The organism is Acinetobacter soli, assembly GCF_018139125.1.
GTDB lineage: Bacteria > Pseudomonadota > Gammaproteobacteria > Pseudomonadales > Moraxellaceae > Acinetobacter > Acinetobacter soli.
This window is the reverse complement of record NZ_CP073241.1, coordinates 1,052,827-1,071,538: the sequence shown is the minus strand read 5'-3', so window position 1 is coordinate 1,071,538 and position 18,712 is coordinate 1,052,827. Positions and strand designations below refer to the sequence as shown.

The 18,712-nt window shown below is 42.7% G+C and carries 14 protein-coding genes; 4 read left to right on the top strand and 10 right to left on the bottom strand.

All coding sequences use genetic code 11. The features are described 5' to 3' along the window. The first annotated feature begins 19 nt into the window (after positions 1–19). The 3 genes from KCV09_RS04825 to KCV09_RS04815 all read left to right on the top strand — a co-directional run bounded on the left by KCV09_RS04825 (position 20) and on the right by KCV09_RS04815 (position 5,463). A complete protein-coding gene (locus KCV09_RS04825) occupies positions 20–1,474 on the top strand; it encodes a NosD domain-containing protein (protein WP_212515752.1) in 1,455 nt (484 codons plus the stop codon). 61 nt (positions 1,475–1,535) lie between these two features. Further along, complete coding sequence (locus KCV09_RS04820) at positions 1,536–2,855, top strand: carbohydrate porin (protein WP_025094433.1); 1,320 nt, start codon at positions 1,536–1,538, stop codon at positions 2,853–2,855. Between the two features lie 178 nt (positions 2,856–3,033). After that, a complete protein-coding gene (locus KCV09_RS04815; RefSeq protein WP_104125046.1) occupies positions 3,034–5,463 on the top strand; it encodes a glucose/quinate/shikimate family membrane-bound PQQ-dependent dehydrogenase in 2,430 nt (809 codons plus the stop codon). Positions 5,464–5,534: 71 nt separating this feature from the next. On the opposite strand, the gene KCV09_RS04810 is transcribed toward KCV09_RS04815, so the two are convergent. Both KCV09_RS04810 and KCV09_RS04805 read right to left on the bottom strand, forming a co-directional pair. Further along, on the bottom strand, positions 5,535–6,713 hold the full coding sequence (locus tag KCV09_RS04810) for a tetratricopeptide repeat protein (RefSeq protein WP_119026576.1): 1,179 nt from the start codon (positions 6,711–6,713) through the stop codon (positions 5,535–5,537). Between the two features lie 166 nt (positions 6,714–6,879). Next, positions 6,880–7,695 carry an IclR family transcriptional regulator gene (locus KCV09_RS04805; protein WP_119026441.1) on the bottom strand — a complete coding sequence of 272 codons (816 nt, stop codon included), beginning with the start codon at positions 7,693–7,695 and terminating at the stop codon, positions 6,880–6,882. A 134-nt stretch (positions 7,696–7,829) separates the two neighbouring features. Between KCV09_RS04805 and pobA the strand changes: the two genes are divergently transcribed. Continuing rightward, positions 7,830–9,044, top strand: a complete 1,215-nt coding sequence (gene pobA / locus KCV09_RS04800) for a 4-hydroxybenzoate 3-monooxygenase (protein WP_151815751.1) — start codon at positions 7,830–7,832, stop codon at positions 9,042–9,044. A 47-nt stretch (positions 9,045–9,091) separates the two neighbouring features. Here the strand turns inward: pobA and KCV09_RS04795 are convergent, their stop codons facing one another. The 8 genes from KCV09_RS04795 to KCV09_RS04760 form a co-directional block, all read right to left on the bottom strand. Then, a complete protein-coding gene (locus KCV09_RS04795; protein ID WP_212515617.1) occupies positions 9,092–10,834 on the bottom strand; it encodes a tannase/feruloyl esterase family alpha/beta hydrolase in 1,743 nt (580 codons plus the stop codon). Between the two features lie 23 nt (positions 10,835–10,857). After that, positions 10,858–11,262, bottom strand: a complete 405-nt coding sequence (locus KCV09_RS04790; RefSeq protein ID WP_025096081.1) for a PaaI family thioesterase — start codon at positions 11,260–11,262, stop codon at positions 10,858–10,860. A 17-nt stretch (positions 11,263–11,279) separates the two neighbouring features. Further along, the gene (locus KCV09_RS04785; RefSeq protein ID WP_076032432.1) at positions 11,280–11,819 is read right to left on the bottom strand and encodes a DUF3237 domain-containing protein; all 540 of its coding nucleotides are present in this window, start codon (positions 11,817–11,819) and stop codon (positions 11,280–11,282) included. A gap of 57 nt (positions 11,820–11,876) precedes the next feature. Continuing rightward, a complete protein-coding gene (locus tag KCV09_RS04780; protein ID WP_212515751.1) occupies positions 11,877–13,127 on the bottom strand; it encodes an OprD family porin in 1,251 nt (416 codons plus the stop codon). A gap of 74 nt (positions 13,128–13,201) precedes the next feature. Continuing rightward, complete coding sequence (locus tag KCV09_RS04775) at positions 13,202–14,341, bottom strand: acyl-CoA dehydrogenase family protein (protein ID WP_212515616.1); 1,140 nt, start codon at positions 14,339–14,341, stop codon at positions 13,202–13,204. Positions 14,342–14,410: 69 nt separating this feature from the next. Then, positions 14,411–16,300, bottom strand: coding sequence for a feruloyl-CoA synthase (locus tag KCV09_RS04770; protein ID WP_208477345.1), 1,890 nt, complete (start codon positions 16,298–16,300; stop codon positions 14,411–14,413). 76 nt (positions 16,301–16,376) lie between these two features. Further along, a complete protein-coding gene (locus KCV09_RS04765; protein WP_151815754.1) occupies positions 16,377–17,828 on the bottom strand; it encodes an aldehyde dehydrogenase in 1,452 nt (483 codons plus the stop codon). A 36-nt stretch (positions 17,829–17,864) separates the two neighbouring features. Further along, positions 17,865–18,698: a p-hydroxycinnamoyl CoA hydratase/lyase gene (locus KCV09_RS04760; RefSeq protein ID WP_004926700.1), complete on the bottom strand. Its 834-nt coding sequence runs from the start codon at positions 18,696–18,698 to the stop codon at positions 17,865–17,867. Positions 18,699–18,712 lie beyond the last annotated feature (14 nt).

The window sequence follows — 18,712 nt, the reverse complement described above, 5'->3', positions numbered from 1 at the left end:
CAAGGAAACTGTCATGAAATTGAATTCTTTGCGTTTATCAGCATTTGCTTTGGGCTTAATCTCTTCAGGCTTTGCGTCTGCGGAAACTTATATCGTTGATCGTTATCAGGATGATAACGACAAAGGCTCTTTACGTTGGGCAATTGAGCAATCAAACGCCAATACGGCTCAAGAAAATCAAATTTTAATTCAAGCGGTTGGCAAAGCACCGTATGTGATTAAAGTCGACAAGCCACTTCCATCTATTAAATCAGCAGTCAAGATTATTGGGACTCAGTGGGATAAAACTGGTGAATACATCGCGATTGATGGTTCAAACTATATTAAAGGTGAAGGTGCTAAAGCTTGCCCAGGAGCAAACCCAGAGCAATACGGCACAAACGTCCGTACCATGACTTTACCGGGCTTGGTCTTGCAAGATGTAAACGGCGTAACGTTAAAAGGCTTAGATGTACATCGCTTTTGTATTGGTGTTTTGGTCAATCGCTCAAGTAACAACTTGATTCAACATAACCGCATTAGTAATAACTACGGTGGTGCGGGTGTGATGATCACAGGGGATGATGGTAAAGGCAACCCGACATCGACAACCACCAATAACAATAAGGTGTTAGACAATCTGTTTATCGATAACGGCGATGGTCTTGAGTTAACTCGCGGTGCAGCATTTAACTTAGTTGCCAATAACTTGTTTACTTCAACAAAAGCGAATCCTGAACCATCACAAGGCATTGAAATTTTGTGGGGCAACGACAATGCCGTGGTCGGTAACAAGTTTGAGAACTACTCAGACGGTTTGCAAATCAACTGGGGTAAGCGTAATTACATCGCCTACAATGAGTTAACCAACAACTCGTTGGGATTCAATTTAACAGGCGATGGCAATATTTTTGACAGTAACAAAGTGCATGGTAACCGTATTGGGGTGGCGATTCGTTCTGAAAAAGATGCCAATGCTCGTATCACATTGACCAAAAACCAAATTTGGAATAATGGCAAAGACATTAAGCGCTGCGAAGCGGGTGGTTCATGTGTGCCGAATCAGCGTTTAGGCGCAATCGTGTTTGGTGTGCCTGCGCTCGAGCATGAAGGTTTTGTTGGCTCTCGTGGTGGTGGTGTTGTCATTGAGCCTGCAAAGCTGCAAAAAACCTGTACTCAGCCGAATCAGCAAAACTGTAACGCTGTACCAAACCAAGGTATTCAGGCGCCGAAGCTCACTGTATCTAAAAAACAAATTACGGTAGAAGTAAAAGGTATGCCAAATCAACGTTATAACGTTGAATTCTTTGGTAACCGTTCGGCTTCCTCTAAAGAAGCTGAGCAGTATCTAGATTCTGTAGTTGTTGTTACAGATGCTCAGGGCGTTGCAAAAGCCAACTGGACACCAAAAGTTGTTATGCCATCGATCACGGCAAATGTGACTGATCACTTGGGTGCGACTTCAGAGCTCAGTTCAGCGGTGATGATGAAATAATGTTTGTAGTATACGGTGTTTCCAGAAATTGGAAACACCTTGAATAAAAAGGGAATTTTCAATGCAAGATTTTTTTAAATTGGGCTTAATTTCTGCTGCTTTGCTCAGTTGTCAGTTTGCTTCGGCAAATGAATTTTATTCTCAAGATCGTCAGTGGCTTTTGGGCGATTGGGGTGGAAATCGCCAGCAACTTGAACAACAGGGATACAAATTCACGGCTTCGATCATGAGCCAGGCGGCAAGTAATATCTCTGGTGGCTTTAATGACAATACAACTGTTGAAAATGCGGGACAACTGACGCTGGGCGCAAATTTTGACTTGAGTAAAATTGCAGGTTGGAAAGATACAAGCGCAGCCATCATGATCACCAAACGTGATGGAAACGCAATCACTTTGGAACGTATCAAAGATCCACGATCATCGACACTCGGCAATTCACAAGAGATCTATGGGCGTGGAAAAATCTGGCGTTTGACGCAGGCTTGGATCAAAAAAGGTTTTGACGACAATACGGTACAAGTCAAGATTGGTCGTATGGGCATGTCAGACGATTTCAACAGCTCGCAATGTGAGTTTCAAAATCTATTGCTTTGTGGTGGTCAGCTCGGTAAGTCGATCGGATCGATCTGGTATAACTGGCCTGTAGGATTGTGGGGGGCAAATGTGAAGTATCAGTTTGCACCTGAATGGACATTGGGCCTTGGGGTATATGAAGTCAATCCAGATAATGTCAAAACACAGTCGAACAGTGACGGCTTTAACCTAGATATGAACAACGTTAAAGGCGCGACCATTCCGGTGGAGTTGGCATGGAAACCTAAACTTGCTTACTTTGGTGGGCTGCCGGGCGAATATAAAATCGGTGCGCTATATTCCACAGCAGAAGCAACAGATGTTGCCAATCCAAGTAAAGTACATGATGGTAAGCACAGTTTCTGGATCAATACACAGCAGCAACTTACGCAACAAGGCAATGATCCAAAGCGGGGTTTGTATATCAGCTTTAACGGTGTGCTAAACGACAAAGCCACGACAACGGTTCAAAGTACCCAGCAACTTGCACTTTGGTACAAAGGTGCTTTCGATAGCCGTCCAAATGATTCGATTGGTTTTGGTTTGGCCAATTATGTGGTAAACGAGCGCGCACGAGATCGTCAAATTGCAATTGATGAAAGTCGTGGTTATGACCAATACGATGCGTTGGCATCGAACTATATTCCTGTTCAGCACGATGAGCTGAATATCGAACTGAATTACACCTATCAATGGTCCCCAGCAGTCATGCTTCGTCCAAATATTCAATATATTCATCAGCCTGCTGGTGTAAAGGAAGTGGATGATGCATGGGTCGCTGGATTAACTATGCGTTTAAATTTCTAGCAATGACACAAAATGAAGAATAAAAATGTCTAAAATATAGTCAATATCGTTGCTGGTTTTTAAACTTAATTCGAACAGCTAAAGTGGCTTATCCCACTTTAGCTGAATGTGTTTATACATGAGCGCCTTACTTTGAAAACATCAAAGAATGGCAATCATGATAAGTGGAGAAAGATGTATGTCTGACCCTCAAGCGAAGTCTCACATCATATTTAAAATATGGTGTTTTATTCTTGGGCTGGCGTTACTCATTACTGGTGTATTTTATATCATTGGTGGTGGAAAACTGATTAGCCTGGGTGGTTCATGGTACTTCCTGATTGCTGGTTTAATTATTACTGCCTCAGCTTTTTTTATTTTCAAGAAAAAGGCAACAGGGGTGTGGTTATATGCTTTGGCCTTCATCGGTACTGTTATTTGGGCGTTAATTGATGCTGGTTTTGAATTTTGGCCATTGCATTCACGTTTGATGTTCCCGGCAGGTCTATTTGCTGCGGTAATATTTACTTTACCTTCAATTCGCAAATACCAATATCAAACACCAATTGGTGCTCCAGCGTATGCCGTTGGTGCACTGACCGTGCTTGGTATGATCGGTGGTTTATATGGCATGTTTATTCCGCATGCAACAGTAAAAGCATCTGGTGAAGAGTTACCTTTGATTCCGGTTGATCCTGCAAAAAAACAGGTGGATTGGGACCATTATGGTAATGATGCAGGCGGAAGCCGTTTTGTTGCGCTAGATCAGATTAACCGTAACAACGTATCTAAGTTGAAAGAAGCTTGGCGTTTCCGTACGGGTGATTTTACCACTGGTACAGGCAACGGCGCAGAAGACCAGATGACACCTTTGCAAGTTGGCAATAAAGTATTCTTGTGTACACCGCACAACAATATTTTTGCGTTAGACGCAGATTCTGGTAAGCAGCTCTGGAAAGCAGAAGTGAATTCTAAAGCAGATGCATGGGAGCGTTGCCGTGGCGTCGCTTACTTTGATTCGACCAAAGCGTTGACTCAACCGACATTGGCTGGTGCAACTCCTGTTACAGCGGTCGCAACCAATACCCAGTGCCCACGTCGTGTGTACACCAATACACCAGATGGTCGTCTGATTGCAGTGAATGCAGATACAGGTGAGCGTTGTAAAGATTTTGGTGTAAATGGTACGGTTGATTTGTTAGAAGGTTTGGGGGATGGCACCAAAGCACCACGCTTTGAAGTCACTTCTGCACCGACTATCGCAGGCACTTCTATTGTTGTGGGTAGCCGTATTGCCGATAACGTAGGTGCTGATATGCCGGGTGGAGTCATTCGTGCATATGATGTCATTACAGGTAAATTGCGCTGGGCGTTCGACCCACGTAATCCAGATCCAAACTATGTGTTGAAGCCGGGTGAAATTTACAAGCGTAGCTCTGCAAACTCATGGGCAGCGATGTCGTATGATCCACAAATGAACACCGTATTCTTACCTATGGGCAGTTCATCTGTCGATTTATGGGGTGCAAACCGCCAGCCACTAGATCATAAGTACAATACGTCTGTTTTAGCGCTAGATGCAACGACTGGTAAAGAAAAGTGGGTGTATCAAACTGTTCACAATGATCTATGGGATTTTGACTTACCAATGCAACCAAGCTTGGTAGACTTCCCAATGAAAGATGGCAGCACTAAACCTGCGGTTGTGATTGGTACAAAATCTGGTCAGTTTTATGTACTTGATCGTGTAACGGGTAAACCGTTAACCAAAGTGATTGAGCAAGAAGTAAAAACTGCCGATATTCCGGGTGAGCAGTACAGCAAAACGCAGCCGCGTTCTGTAGAAATGCCACAAATCGGAAACCAGACTTTAACTGAGTCTGATATGTGGGGTGCAACGCCATTTGATCAGTTGATGTGTCGTATCAGCTTTAAATCGATGCGTTATGAAGGGCTTTATACCGCTCCGGGTACCGATGTTTCATTGAGCTTCCCAGGTTCTTTGGGTGGAATGAACTGGGGATCCATCGCATTTGATCCATCGCATCGTTACATGTTTGTGAATGATATGCGTCTAGGTCTATGGATTCAGTTGATCAAACAAACCCCAGAAGACTTAGCAGTTCAAGCCAATGGAGGTGAGAAAGTTAACACGGGTATGGGCGCAGTGCCGATGAAAGGTACACCGTACAAAGTGAACAAAAACCGTTTCTGGTCTGCACTGAGCATTCCGTGTCAGAAACCACCATTTGGTACGATGACAGCGATTGACATGAAAACACGTCAAATTGCATGGCAAGTACCATTGGGTACAGTTGAAGATACCGGCCCGATGGGCATTAAAATGGGCCTAAAAGCGCCAATTGGTATGCCAACCATTGGTGGTCCAATGGCAACTCAGGGTGGTTTGGTATTCTTTGCTGCAACGCAAGATTACTATCTACGTGCATTTGATACATCAACAGGTAAAGAGTTGTGGAAAGCGCGTTTACCAGTGGGTAGCCAAGGTACGCCTATGAGTTATGTGTCACCGAAAACTGGAAAACAATACGTTGTGATTTCAGCAGGTGGTGCACGTCAGTCTCCAGATCATGGTGACTACGTGATTGCATATGCTCTTGAAAAATAATTCAATCTTTAAAAAAAAGGGACTCTCAGGAGTCCCTTTTATTCTTGCTATATATTTTCTAAATAATTTTTCTACTTATTTGCCAACTGATCTAAAATATCTAAACGATTTTTGGCCTCTGAGCTAAAGTTACTTGCTGCTTGATGATAAAACCTTTTAGCTAATTTTAAATCTAGGGTAACTCCTTGACCTAATTCAAATATTTGGCCTAATCTATAAGCGGAAGTTGCATGTCTAAGATTTGCAGCCTTTTTATAAAATATTAAAGCTTGTTGAATATCTTTTTGAACAATATGACCTTTTTCATACAACTCTCCCAAAGTAAAATAGGCATCTGGATAATTCTGCTTTACTGATTTTTTAATCCAAGTTAATCCTAACTCATAATTTTTTTCTATCCCTAGGCCGTTCAAATAGAGTTTACCTAGATTTAGTTCTCCTTCAGGATCATTTTGAGACGCCGTTTTTTCATACCAAAAAAGCGCTAAAGACATATTTTGAGTAACATCTAAACCATTTAGATACATAGATGCTAATTGATTTTGAGCCTTGATACATCCTTCTTGAGCTTGTTTTAATGTTCGTTTAAAGTTTGGAATATCTTCACAGTTGATAATTAAAGATTGAGATGTATTGTAGTCGCTATCAATAATATCAAAACCTAAGTGATATTGAAGCACTTCTACTAAAAGTGCACGAGCAAGGTAATGATGATAAAAAGATAAGCTTTTTTCTATAATATAATAGTACTTGTGATATTGAATATCTGGATTGCTCTCATCATTTAGATCTGGAATCTCATATCTTTCAGTTTTATAAGAACCATCAGTGTAACTTTCTCGCTCATAAAAAATAGTGAAATTCAGCCAAGATTTTTCGCAATTCAAAGGTTGGCCAGTTTGATAAAGATTTGATCCCTGATATTGGATTACTTTACGTATTTCTTTACGATTTTGATATATGATATAACTAAATGATTCAAAGCTATCGACACATTTAAAGAAAACTGTCCACTCCGATTCCTTTAAATTGAGTAGTAGTTTTTCCCATAATTTAGGATTATTTTTTGCAGACTCAAAAATTTCATGATTATGAATAAGAATTAAATTATTATTTAAAAATTCGATACGTATAGTTGATTGTTGATCAAAAAATGAATCTTCATCTTTTATCCATTTATGAACTAAATTTTCAATATCATCTTGGTCGCTAGAACATTTAAAAATCATTCCAGATATATTGGTACCCATATATTTCTCTTAAAATTTTTATAAAATAATTTACTAATAAGTTGCTTTATTTTTTACAAGTTGATTGATTACATATCTAGATATTTTCTTTCTTATTAAAAATCTAACATTGAATCTCAACTCTTTTAAAGTTTTTTAATAAGATAACAAATATCTATGATTAAAATTATACCAAATTACGCAGCTCATTCGCAGTATTGCGTAATAAAGGTAAAACTTGATCGATAAGATACTGTGGCTGCACCCGATTGGTTTGTGACATACAATTAAGTGCTGCAATGGTAAGCCCCTGTGCGTTTAAAACGGGTACCGCAATCGCAATCACACCCAGTTCATGTTCCTCAGTAGACAAACAGTAGTCCGATTGCCGAACAGCATCTAATGTTTCTAAAAAAGTGTACTCATCTGTAATGGTATAAGGCGTGAGGCGCTTCAGACCATATTTTTCAATCCATTCAATTTGTACTTCACGATCCAGAACAGAAAGTAATACTTTACCGGTGGAGGTGGCGTGGGCAGGCAAACGATTACCCAAATGCATCCCATAGGGACTCACGCGAAGATTATCTTGCTGGGGTAAATAACTACGCGCAACAGGTACAACTTCATGCTCATCGAGCACCACAATTGAAAAGGTGAGACTGGTTTGAGCACACAGAAGATTTAAAAATGACTGTGCCACTTTGGGTAAATGTGCCGAGCTTAAATAAGAACTAGAAAAACGTAAAACACGATGTGTAAGCCAAAAATAGTGCTCATCAGTATCTAAATAACCCAAAAATTTAAGTGTTTTTAAATAACGCCGTGCAGCTGTTCTGCTTATGCCAGTACGCTCTGCAACCTGTGTCACGTTCAGTCGTTGTCTGTCAATTCCAAATGCTTCTAAAAGCGCTAAACCTTTGGCCAAGCCTGCAATGTAATCTTCCGTGCGTATTTCTTCACTTGAATGAGGGTGCGCAAGGTATTGGTGATGTTGTTCCATAACATTCAAATCCAAAATGGTTTTGTCCGATCATCGGACAGTTGTAATGCTAATCGGATAATTTTGAGCCTTAAGTATAGATGTCTTTTCAATGAGGCGGTACTTTAAAAATAGAAAATAGCAAGGATGATGTTATGCAAACTATGAAAACCAAAGTTGCAATTATTGGTTCTGGCCCAGCAGGATTACTACTCGGTCAACTGCTTTATAAAGCTGGAATTGAACACGTTATTGTGGAGCAACGAAATGCCGATTACGTTGCATCACGCATTCGTGCAGGAATTTTAGAGCAAGTATCGGTCGATTTACTCGAGCAAGCTGGAGTTGACCAGAACCTCAAAGAAAAAGGATTGCCACATTCGGGCATTGAAATTCTGACCAATGGCCAAAAATTCCGTGTCGATTTATCGGCATTGACTCAAGGCAAACAAGTCACTGTATATGGGCAGACCGAAGTTACTAAAGATTTAATGCAAGCACGTGAGCAGGCTGGTCTTTGCTCATTTTATGAATCGAATGATGTTCAAATTCATGATTTTTATAATGCGCCAAAAGTGACTTTTGAATCCAATGGAACTCACTATCAAATCGAATGTGATTTCATTGCAGGATGTGATGGTTATCATGGCGTGTGCCGTGCTAGCGTGCCTCAAGATAAAATTAAAACCTTCGAAAAGGTCTACCCATTTGGTTGGTTAGGTGTACTTGCCGATGTGCCGCCTGTGGCAGACGAGTTAATTTATGTTCAATCAGAGCGTGGTTTTGCACTGTGTAGTATGCGTTCAGAAACGAGAAGCCGTTATTACATTCAAGTTCCTTTAACCGATCACGTAGAAAACTGGTCGGATGATCAATTTTGGGAGGAGCTTAAGAATCGCCTCGACTCTGAAAGCCGTGAAAAACTCGTTACAGGCCCTTCAATTGAGAAAAGCATTGCACCCTTGCGGAGCTTTGTCACAGAACCGATGCGATTTGGAAAATTATTCTTAGCTGGTGATGCCGCACATATTGTTCCACCAACGGGTGCCAAAGGATTGAATCTTGCAGCTTCTGATATTGCATATTTGTCGAGTGCGCTCATTGAATTTTACACGCAAGGGTCTGAGCAAGGTATAGATCAATACTCAGAAAAATGCTTGCAACGTGTATGGAAAGCAGAGCGTTTTTCATGGTGGATGACCCATTTGTTACATCGCTTTGAAACCGAAAGCGAGTTTGATCATAAAATTAAACAAGCAGAATTGAGCTATATTTTAGGTTCTACGGCAGGTCAGACCACACTCGCTGAAAACTATGTGGGCTTACCCTATGAAATCAAACCTCTTGACCATTTAAAACATGCCAGCTAAAACAAAAAGAGAGCGATTAGTCGCTCTCTTTTTTATCTCGGTTATGTTTATTTACAAGTGAAATTCTCGGCTTTTTCACTGTCACCTGTACTGTTATAACGTGCGATTTTTGGATATGGACACAGTGGTCGAGTTCGATTGGCCGACCAGCTCGATGGTAACTCGCTATTGATTTCGCCACTTGCATTACCGACACCGCGTGCAGAAGCGACAATTTGATCTGGTGCTTGACCATATTCTACCCAGTTCACCAAAGCAGTAAGTGCATCAAACTGGTCGGTCGCAAGCCCACCACGCGAATGATTCATTCCCGGAACGCGATAAAAACGAGCAAAACTTTGTGCATCACCCAAACTGCTGCTCTTGTATTTTGCCATCAGCTTATCGTACCAGTTTTGTGTGTCATCTACCGAAAATACGCCATCTGCTGTGCCTTGCACCACAATCATTTTACCGCCATGCAAGCGTAATTTATCCAGATTGAGCTCATCTGGCGGGATCATAAATGACATCGCGCTTTCTGAATGGGTCGAATTGGTTGCAGAAAGTTTTGGGTAATCGGTATCAAAATTATAGTTAAAGGCAAATTGTCGTGAATTTTGCACAATTGTTGGATCTGGTGGTACCTGAAATATAATGCCTACCGCTACTGGGTCGCGTGCCGTACCCACAGAAGAAACAAATTTCCAGCTTGCCCAATTGCTGCCAAGTAATCCCGGATCGTAAGGCTGGGTCGCATACAATGCTTCGCCAGATGAATTGACAGGGCCGCGGTAAATATTAGCCACGACATCGATCTGGTCTTTACTTAAACAGCTTCCATCACGTGAACCCGAGCAGACAGGCACATCTTTATGAATATCAAAGGCGGTTCGGCAGGCTTCAACGTCTTGTACCATACCATCTGCTACACCATCGAGTGCATCACAGCGTGTTAAAATCGCATTGGCAAGTACGTTACGTTCTGCATAGGTGAGGGCAGTGCTTAAATCATTTTCATCGGTAGCAACACGACGCAATTGCTGCGCCGTGTATAGCTGTGCCGCTGCTGCACGTGGTAGATGAAATCCAGGTGTACTGGCCAAGATGCCATCGTACTGATCGCCTAAGCGTGTTGCAGCCATCATGGCATGTCGACCGCCGTTAGACGTACCTCCTGCATAAGATCGATCTGGCAATTTACCGTAAGCTGTTTTAATCAGATCTTTGGCCATAGGCGTTAACTTTGTAATAGCACCGTAGCCATAGTTGATACGAGCTTGCGGATCTAAACCAAAAAGCGGATTTTGTGCAGATGAATGTCCGGCATCGGATGAAATTACTGCGAATCCGTCGTTTAAAGCATTGCTTAACATCCCGCCGCTGCCCACTTGTCCGGTCGCTGTGGCGATGTTGCCGTCGGTACCGCCATTTCCTTGATATAGAAAACGCCCGTTCCAGCTTACTGGAAGTCGCATTTCAAAGCCAATCTGATAGGTTTGACCATCGATTGGGCTAATACGTTGCTCCATATAACCTTTGACCAAACAATGCGCCGGAATATTTTTTCCTGCAACAGTCAGAGCGCCTGCATTTTGTAAAGTTGCACTTTCAACTACGGTGGTATCAAATTTGAAACCGCTTAGATCTGTACAACTGCCTTTGAGCTGAGCACCTACTGCTGGGCTCAATTGTGGAATACTTTGGCTCGACTGTGCCGTATCATGATCGTTATTGTCATTACATGCAGCTACACTGATGCAGACGCCGAGCAATGCAGCATGTTTAAAAAGATGTTGAAGTTTTTTCATTGCAATATCCTTATGCCTGAAATTTATGCATGTGCCAAGACCATGAAATTTGCGGTACTACGCGCCACAAGTTTATGGTTTTGCCACGCTTCACTTTCGATGTTTAAAATGGATTTTCCTTGTTTGATAAATCGACATTTCGTCACCACAATCCCCACCAGACACGGCCTTAAAAAATCTGTGGTCAGATTAATAGTCGTGGCTGCTTGCTGCTGATTGGCATAGTAGGCAAAGAGCCCCATGACATCGTCCAGCATGGCGCAAAGCATTCCACCTTCAATGGTGCCTCGCGGGTTGGTAAAGCTCTCAAGTGCCTGATAACTGACTTCAAGTTCAAGTTGATCTGGGTTCCATTGAATGCTATGGCCACCTAGTAAATGATGAATGGGGGGTAAGTGTGCAGGAACAGATAGATCTGGCAGCATCATGAATCACTCCTCACGACTTATTGAAGCGCATACGCGTCATATACAACAGCTTTTCCCAGACGCATGGCACTTCCCACGCCAATGGTATGGTTCAACCACGCGTATTGAGGCGAACTGGTTTCAAACTGCATGGTGACTTTAAAATAATAAGTTTTCGGGTCGACCTCTTTGCCTTGAGCCAGTTGTTTTAAAACGTCTGGCGGACCATATCGATAACCTTTGGTTTGCAGGTAAATCAGTGCACCATCATCGGTTTGAAGTAAATAGCGCGTATCAATAATGGCATGACCTTGCGCATCAACAATTTGCCAATCTGCACCATTATTCAAAATTTTGCCTTTGAGTGTTTTGCCTTCAAAAGTGCCTCCTGTAATGGGGATAATACGTCGCTTGCCTGCATCACTGGTTGAACCAAGTTCCCAGACAGGTGCGTTTAAATCGACACTAAATGTGGCCAATGGTTGAAGATGTAGCGGTGGTGGTGCAAATTGGGGTGCTGCATGTGTTTGGTGTGCACAAGCAAGACTAAAGCAGAGCGCTATTATTTTTTTATTCATATTATTGTTCCTGAAAAAACAAGGCGCTAGCATTATGCTAATGCCTTGTTTGAGTCATTATTTAAATTTCCATGTGTAATCGATGTTAATTCGGGTTTCATTCACTGGTTTGATATTGGCTGTGGCCAGCATGTTGTTGTCATAGATCGCATAGCGAGCACGAAGGGAAAGGTTTTTAAGCCAGCCAGTTTGTACGGTGTAGCCAATATCGAAATCTGTTTCGCGCTCTTTTAAATCCGTTCCACCCAAGTTAGGCGCATAAATATTGCGGCCCATGGTGTAGCGTGTCATGAAGCGTAAACCCGGCACATAATCTTTAAAGTCATATTCATAACGAAAGCTGTATGCTTTTTCTTTCGGATTCAAAAATTCGCCCGGCCATGTATCGATGAGCAGTCCTGTTTCACCACCCGTTAAATATGGAAAAGCGGTTTCACCAAAATGCTGAAAGGTACCAAAAATAAATTTATGATTTTGGCGTTTAAGCTCAAAATGCGCATGATATAAATCGTTGTCGACCAAACCAGCCTTTGCTTGGCCTTCATCGCGGCTACGATAGTAATGTAGATAGCTGCTTAAACGAGTTTGCGGATTTATGTCCCATTTGTATAAAAAGCCAGTTGTCATCTGATCGTATAAATTATTAACATCCAGATAAAATAATCCTAAACGTAAAGCCGGACTTACATTGTAATAGCCACCTGCGTAGTAAAGACCATTTGTTTCAGCACTTTTGAAACGCCCATTCACCGCTGAAATCTTGATATTTTCATAATTGGTCGAGTCGCGCTGATTCACCTTGTCTATAAATGCCCCTTGCAGCTCAAAATTCTTAATATCTTTCGATTCCAGTGAAATACCCCGGTAGGTTTGCGGTAGTAGGCGTGCAGGAGAGGCCACCAGCACGGGATTCATCGGTCTGAGTGTTCCTACTTTTAATTCGGTCTGACTGACTTTTGCTTTACCGGTCAGGCCAATTTCGCCGTAGCTGCTGGCGGGTTCATTGGTGACCGTGTCGCGAGGTAAATTGCCTGTACCCGCATATTTGGCACTGGCATCGAGCTTAAATCCTGCTGTAGCCAGAACATCGAGCCCAAAACCAATGGTTCCTTCGGTATAACCAGAATTTGCTTTAAAAATAAAGCCTTGTGTCCAGTCTTTTGCAGCGGGATATTTAGAAACTTCTTGATAATCGCGATCGAAATAGAAATTTCGTGTGGTGAGTTCGACTGTACTTTTATCAATAAAGTCTGAAGCAAATACAGAACTCGAGAGCATCACAGCAGAGTACATCCATAATTTTGACATCATATTTCTTCCTGAAACATCTTTGTTGTTTTGACAGGGTTGGTCGTACCAACCATGAGGTTTAAAAAAATTGGTTATTTTCCGAGTACGTCTCGCGCCACGATTTCCTTCATGATTTCGTTGGTGCCACCGTAAATTTTTTGCACACGTGAATCGACAAAAAAACGAGAAATCGGATATTCCTGCATATAGCCGTATCCCCCAAATAATTGCAGCAGTTGATCGATCACGTCGCACTGGGTATCGGTAATAAAGCATTTCAATGCAGCAACATGGCCCACAGTCAGCGCCCCCTGATGGTACATTTGGGCACATTCATGAATAAACGCTTGCGCTGCTTTTGCTTTGATTTGTGCATTGGCAATCACAAAGCGCGTGTTTTGAAGCTGTGCCAGTGTTTGGCCAAATGCCTTACGCTCTTGTACATAGCTGGTGGTTAGGTCAATCGCGCCCCAAATCGATCCCATACCCATCATCGCGATACTTAAACGTTCACGAGGGAGCTCTTGCATCAGATATGCAAAGCCTTGACCTTCTTGACCAAGGCGCTGAGTTACTGGTACATGAACGCCATCAAAAAAGAGTTCGGCAGTGTCTTGTGCATGCAGTCCAATTTTTTTAAGCGAACGTCCTTTTTCAACACCTTCAAGTTGCGCATCGACCAAAAACAGAGAAATACCTTTTGCGCGTGCCTGTGGGTCTGTTTTGGCAACCAGAACAATTAAATCGGCATGTAGTCCGTTGGAGATAAAGGTTTTTGAACCATCAATGACGTAATGCTCGTTTTTTAAAATCGCTTGAGTGCGAATAGCTTGAAGGTCTGATCCGGCATTGGCTTCGGTCATGGCAATTGCTGTTACCACTTCGCCCGATACCATTTTGGGTAACCAGTATTTCTTTTGCGCCTCATTACCCATATTTTGGATATAAGGAGAGACCAGTTCATTTTGTCCACCAATGGCAACCGCAAGTGAGCCAAATCCTGCGCGTGCAGTTTCTTGCACCAGCATGAGCGAGTAGTGAACTGGTGCGCCATATCCACCGTATTCTTCTGGAACATCGACACACAAGAACCCATTTTCACCGAGTAAGTTCCAGATATGTCGAGGAATCAGGCCGTCGTGCTCCCATTGCTCGTAATAGGGCGCAACATGATCGTTTAAAAAACGTTTGTAAGTATCGCGGAACAATTCAAAATCAGTATCTTGCTGCATATTTCACCTTTTTTTAGCATGATCAAGGCCTAAGCCCATACGAAATGAGCTTGAGAACAAGAAATAAACTTAGGAGTGATTTAAAACGGGTATACGTACAATCAATGGATTATCTGTTTGTTTGTTATACAGTTCTTCGACCAGTGCAGCACGACGTTTTAAGATGTTACTCTGATTTAAATTGCCTTTATCGGTTACTTCACCTGCATCGAGCTGTGGTGCTTCAGTCATTAAATACAACATTGATACCCGATTTGAACTGCCCGTGGCATCTTTGTTGTACTGAATTAAAAACTGTCGAAACCACTGCTGTACTTTAGGGTGTTGCAAGATATCTGTTGCGCTATGATTTTTCATATTCAGACCAGCAAAATCTGCACAGGCATCAAGCTTAGGAAAAATCAAGAAGCCAATCGCATTTAGATTTGAACCGGTAATACAAACATCTTGAATCAACAAATTACCTTGAATGAGTGCCTTGTTGCGTAAAGTACCGACATTAACAAAGGTGCCCGTGTTGAGTTTAAAATCTTCTGCAATACGGCCGTCGTACATCAGGCCCTGTGCAGGGTCGTTTGGATCGACCAGACGTACCGCATCGCCGGTATGGAAAAAGCCGTCTTCATCAAAAATTGTGCTTTGCTGATCGGGTTTTAGTCGCCAGTAGCCTTTCATGACATGTAAGCCACGCACGCAAAATTCAAGTTTATCGCCATAAGGTACGAGCTTGATTTCGCAGCCCGGAGCAGGGTAGCCAATAAAACCAGCCATTACCCGCGGGCCTGTGGTAAAGGCGCACGATGGTGCCGTTTCGGTCATGCCCAAGCCACTCATGATGCGGATTTTTTCACCGCAATGTGCCTGTGCAATTTTATCGAGTCGGTTCCAGCCTGCTTCAGATAATGCAGCACCAGCAAAAAACAAAATTTTAACGTTGGCAAAGAAGCGATCTCTGAGTTCGGCATCTTTTTCCAGTGCATCGGTGAGTTCTTCCCAGCCTTTGGGTACATTTAGATAAACCGTCGGTGAAATTTCTTTTAAATTTCGAATCGTTTCATCAAATTTTCCCGGAACGGGCTTACCGTCATCGATGTAAATGGTTCCGCCGTTATAAAGCGCAATCCCAACATTGTGGCTTCCACCAAAGGTATGGTGCCAAGACAGCCAGTCCAGCAATACAGGCGGTGTGTCTTCAAACTCTGGAAAAGTTTGAAGTAGCATTTGTTGATTGATACACAGCATCAAATGTGTGGTCGGAACAGCCTTTGGAAGCTTGGTCGAACCGGATGTAAATAAAAACTTGGCAATCTGATGCTCATCTAGCGTTTCATAATGCTCTTGAACATCGGTCACAGGGGTATCTAATAAAGACTGAAACGATGTACAGACTTGATCGCCTATAATGCCTTTATTGGTCACAATTTCAATATGATCTTGCGTACAGCTTTGAATGGCTTTAGCAAAAGCTTGTCCATCATTTGCATACACCATGCCTGGGGTGAGCACATCAAACACATGTTTTAATTTGCCAAAATCTTGAGATACCAGTGAGTAGGCTGGCGAAATAGCAGAAAATGGTACACCTGCCAACATCGCGCCCATCGAAAGCGTTAAGTGTTCAAGATCATTTCCCGACAAAATTACCAAAGGTCGTTCTTGGCTTAAGTTGCGCTGATGCAAAGCTTGTGCAATATGCCAAGCACGTTGCAAGGTTTCTGCATAACTGAGCCTGATCCATTCGCCTTGTGTATTGCGTTTAGCGGCAAAGGTATGGTCGGGCTTAACTTTAGCAAAATGAATCAAACGATCGGTCAGTTTTTGCGGATAAGCCTTGAGTTGTTCTTTGGGTTGAATATGTAAAACCGGACCTTTATAAAAATAGTCAATTGCATGTTGTCCAAGTTTTACAAAGCGCTCTCTGTCTTGTGATTGAGTGGCATTCATTTGCATTTCGTTCACTCCATGTTGTACATCGCTGTACTTTTTTGCATCATGCAATTTTTATATCGTTATTTTTTAAAACCATACCCAATGGTTAAATTGGGTAATGGCGTGGCTGTGTTTGTACGGTAATCCAGCGAAGCTCGGTAAATTCAGCAATGGATGCTTTACTGCCAAAGCGACCATAACCACTCGATTTAGTGCCACCGAAGGGCATCTGTGCTTCATCGTGTACGGTTGCACCATTGATGTGGCAAATCCCGGAGTCAATCTGTTTGGCAACATCCATCGCCAAGCCAAAGTTTTGACTAAATACAGCCGAAGATAAACCAAACTCACTGTCATTTGCCAAGCGAACACCGTCTTCAATGCTAGCAAAACGTTGTACTGTACAAACTGGCCCAAATGATTCTTCGCGATACAACAACATTTCGGGTTGAATATCCAGTACGAGTGTCGGATGCATTAGGGTATCTTGAATCTGGATACCCAACGGAAGGTTGGCACCTTTTTGCTGTGCATCTTCAAGTAAGTGCTGAATTCGCTCTGCTGCGCGTCGGCTTTCAAGCACACCCAACATACTGCCTTGCTGCGTTGGATTACCTGCTTTAAGTGAGGCTGTTTTTTGAATGAGCTTTTCAATAAAGCGATCTGCAATGCCGTCTTGAACCAAAACGCGTTCTGTCGACATACAGATCTGGCCTTGATTGAAAAATGCACCAAATGCAACCGCATTCACAGCTTCATCCAGATCGGCATCATTTAAAATCACCACAGGCGCCTTACCACCAAGTTCTAATAAAACAGGTTTAAGATGCTTTGCTGCTGTTTCGGCAATAATTTTACCCACTTTGGTCGAACCGGTGAAATTAATGCGTTTAACTGCAGGGTGTTCAATCAGACGCTCAACGACTTGTGGTGCATCTTGAGGTGCATGTGTAATGACATTAACCACACCTTCACCCAAACCAGCTTCATTTAAAATTGCACCTATCAAGCGATGGGTTGCCGGACAAGCTTCCGAGGCTTTGAGTACTACCGTATTGCCACAAGCTAAAGGCATTGCAAGTGCTCGGGTTGGCAAAATAACAGGTGCATTCCAAGGCGCGATCCCGACTACAACACCACATGGCACCCGAATTCCCATTGCCAGATTGCCCGGTACATCAGACGGAATTAAGCTTCCGTCAATTTGAGTGGTCATCGCGGCGGCTTCACGTAGCATATTGGCTGCCAGATGTACATTAAAGCCATACCATGTGGCTGTTGAACCTGTTTCACGCATACCAATTTCGATAAACTTTTCGGTATTTTGATCCATCAGATCTGCCGCTTTGAGCAAGCGTAAACGACGTTCAGTCGGCGAAACTTTTGACCAGATTTGAAATGCACGGCTAGCCGATTCAAGTGCACGATCCACATCCTCAAGTGTTGCAGCAGCAGCAACACTTGCAACATGACCGTCTATTGGGCTAATGCGTTCAAAGGTGGCTTGATTGGCAGCATCGACAGACTGACCATCAATAAGTAACTGTACATGTTGCATCGAGTGTATCCTTACTTGAGCATTGATGTTGCGAACTTAACCTGTACGCTTATAGCTTTGCAAACCTGGCTTAATCGATTTTTCATCTAAGAACTGTTTTAAACCCTCTTGGCGGCCGCCCTCAGTATCTCGATGATTACATTGATCCAGTTTGGCATATAAATAATCTTCATTCTGATCCCATGTCAGCTCACGACAGCGCTTAAAGCCATTTTTAGCTGTACGTAAAACGACAGGGTTTTTCTCGACCAGACACTGTGCCAGTTCTGTCACTTCTGCCTTTAGCTGTGCAAGCGGGACGCTTTTATTAATCAGACCCATTGCTTCAGCTTCTTTACCGGTAAAAGTTTTACCGGTCATAATGTAATACAGTGATGCACGATGACCAACCGTATCTGCCATCGCTTTGCTGACGAGGTTGCCCGGTGGAATGCCCCAGTTAATTTCTGACAGTCCGAAAGTGGCTTCATCGGCTGCAATGGCTAAATCACAGGCCACCAGTGGCGAGAAACCACCACCAAAACACCAGCCGTTAACCATGGCAATTGTTGGTTTAGAGTACATACGAAGTAATTGCCACTGCCAGCGACACGAATCACGTCGAATACGTTCTTGGAAAATTTCAGGTTGAGCATCTACTTCACGGAAATATTCTTTTAAATCCATGCCTGCAGTCCAAGAATCACCGGCACCAGTTAACACCAGCACTTTTGCCTCTGAATCTAGCTCGAGTGTTTCAAGCACATCGATCATTTCACGGTTGAGTGTTGGGCTCATTGCATTTTTTTTGTGAGGGCGATTAAGTGTGACCCATGCAATTCCATGTTCTACTTGTACATCAACGGTTTCCCAACGTTTATCGTATGTCATTTGTTTTCTCCTTG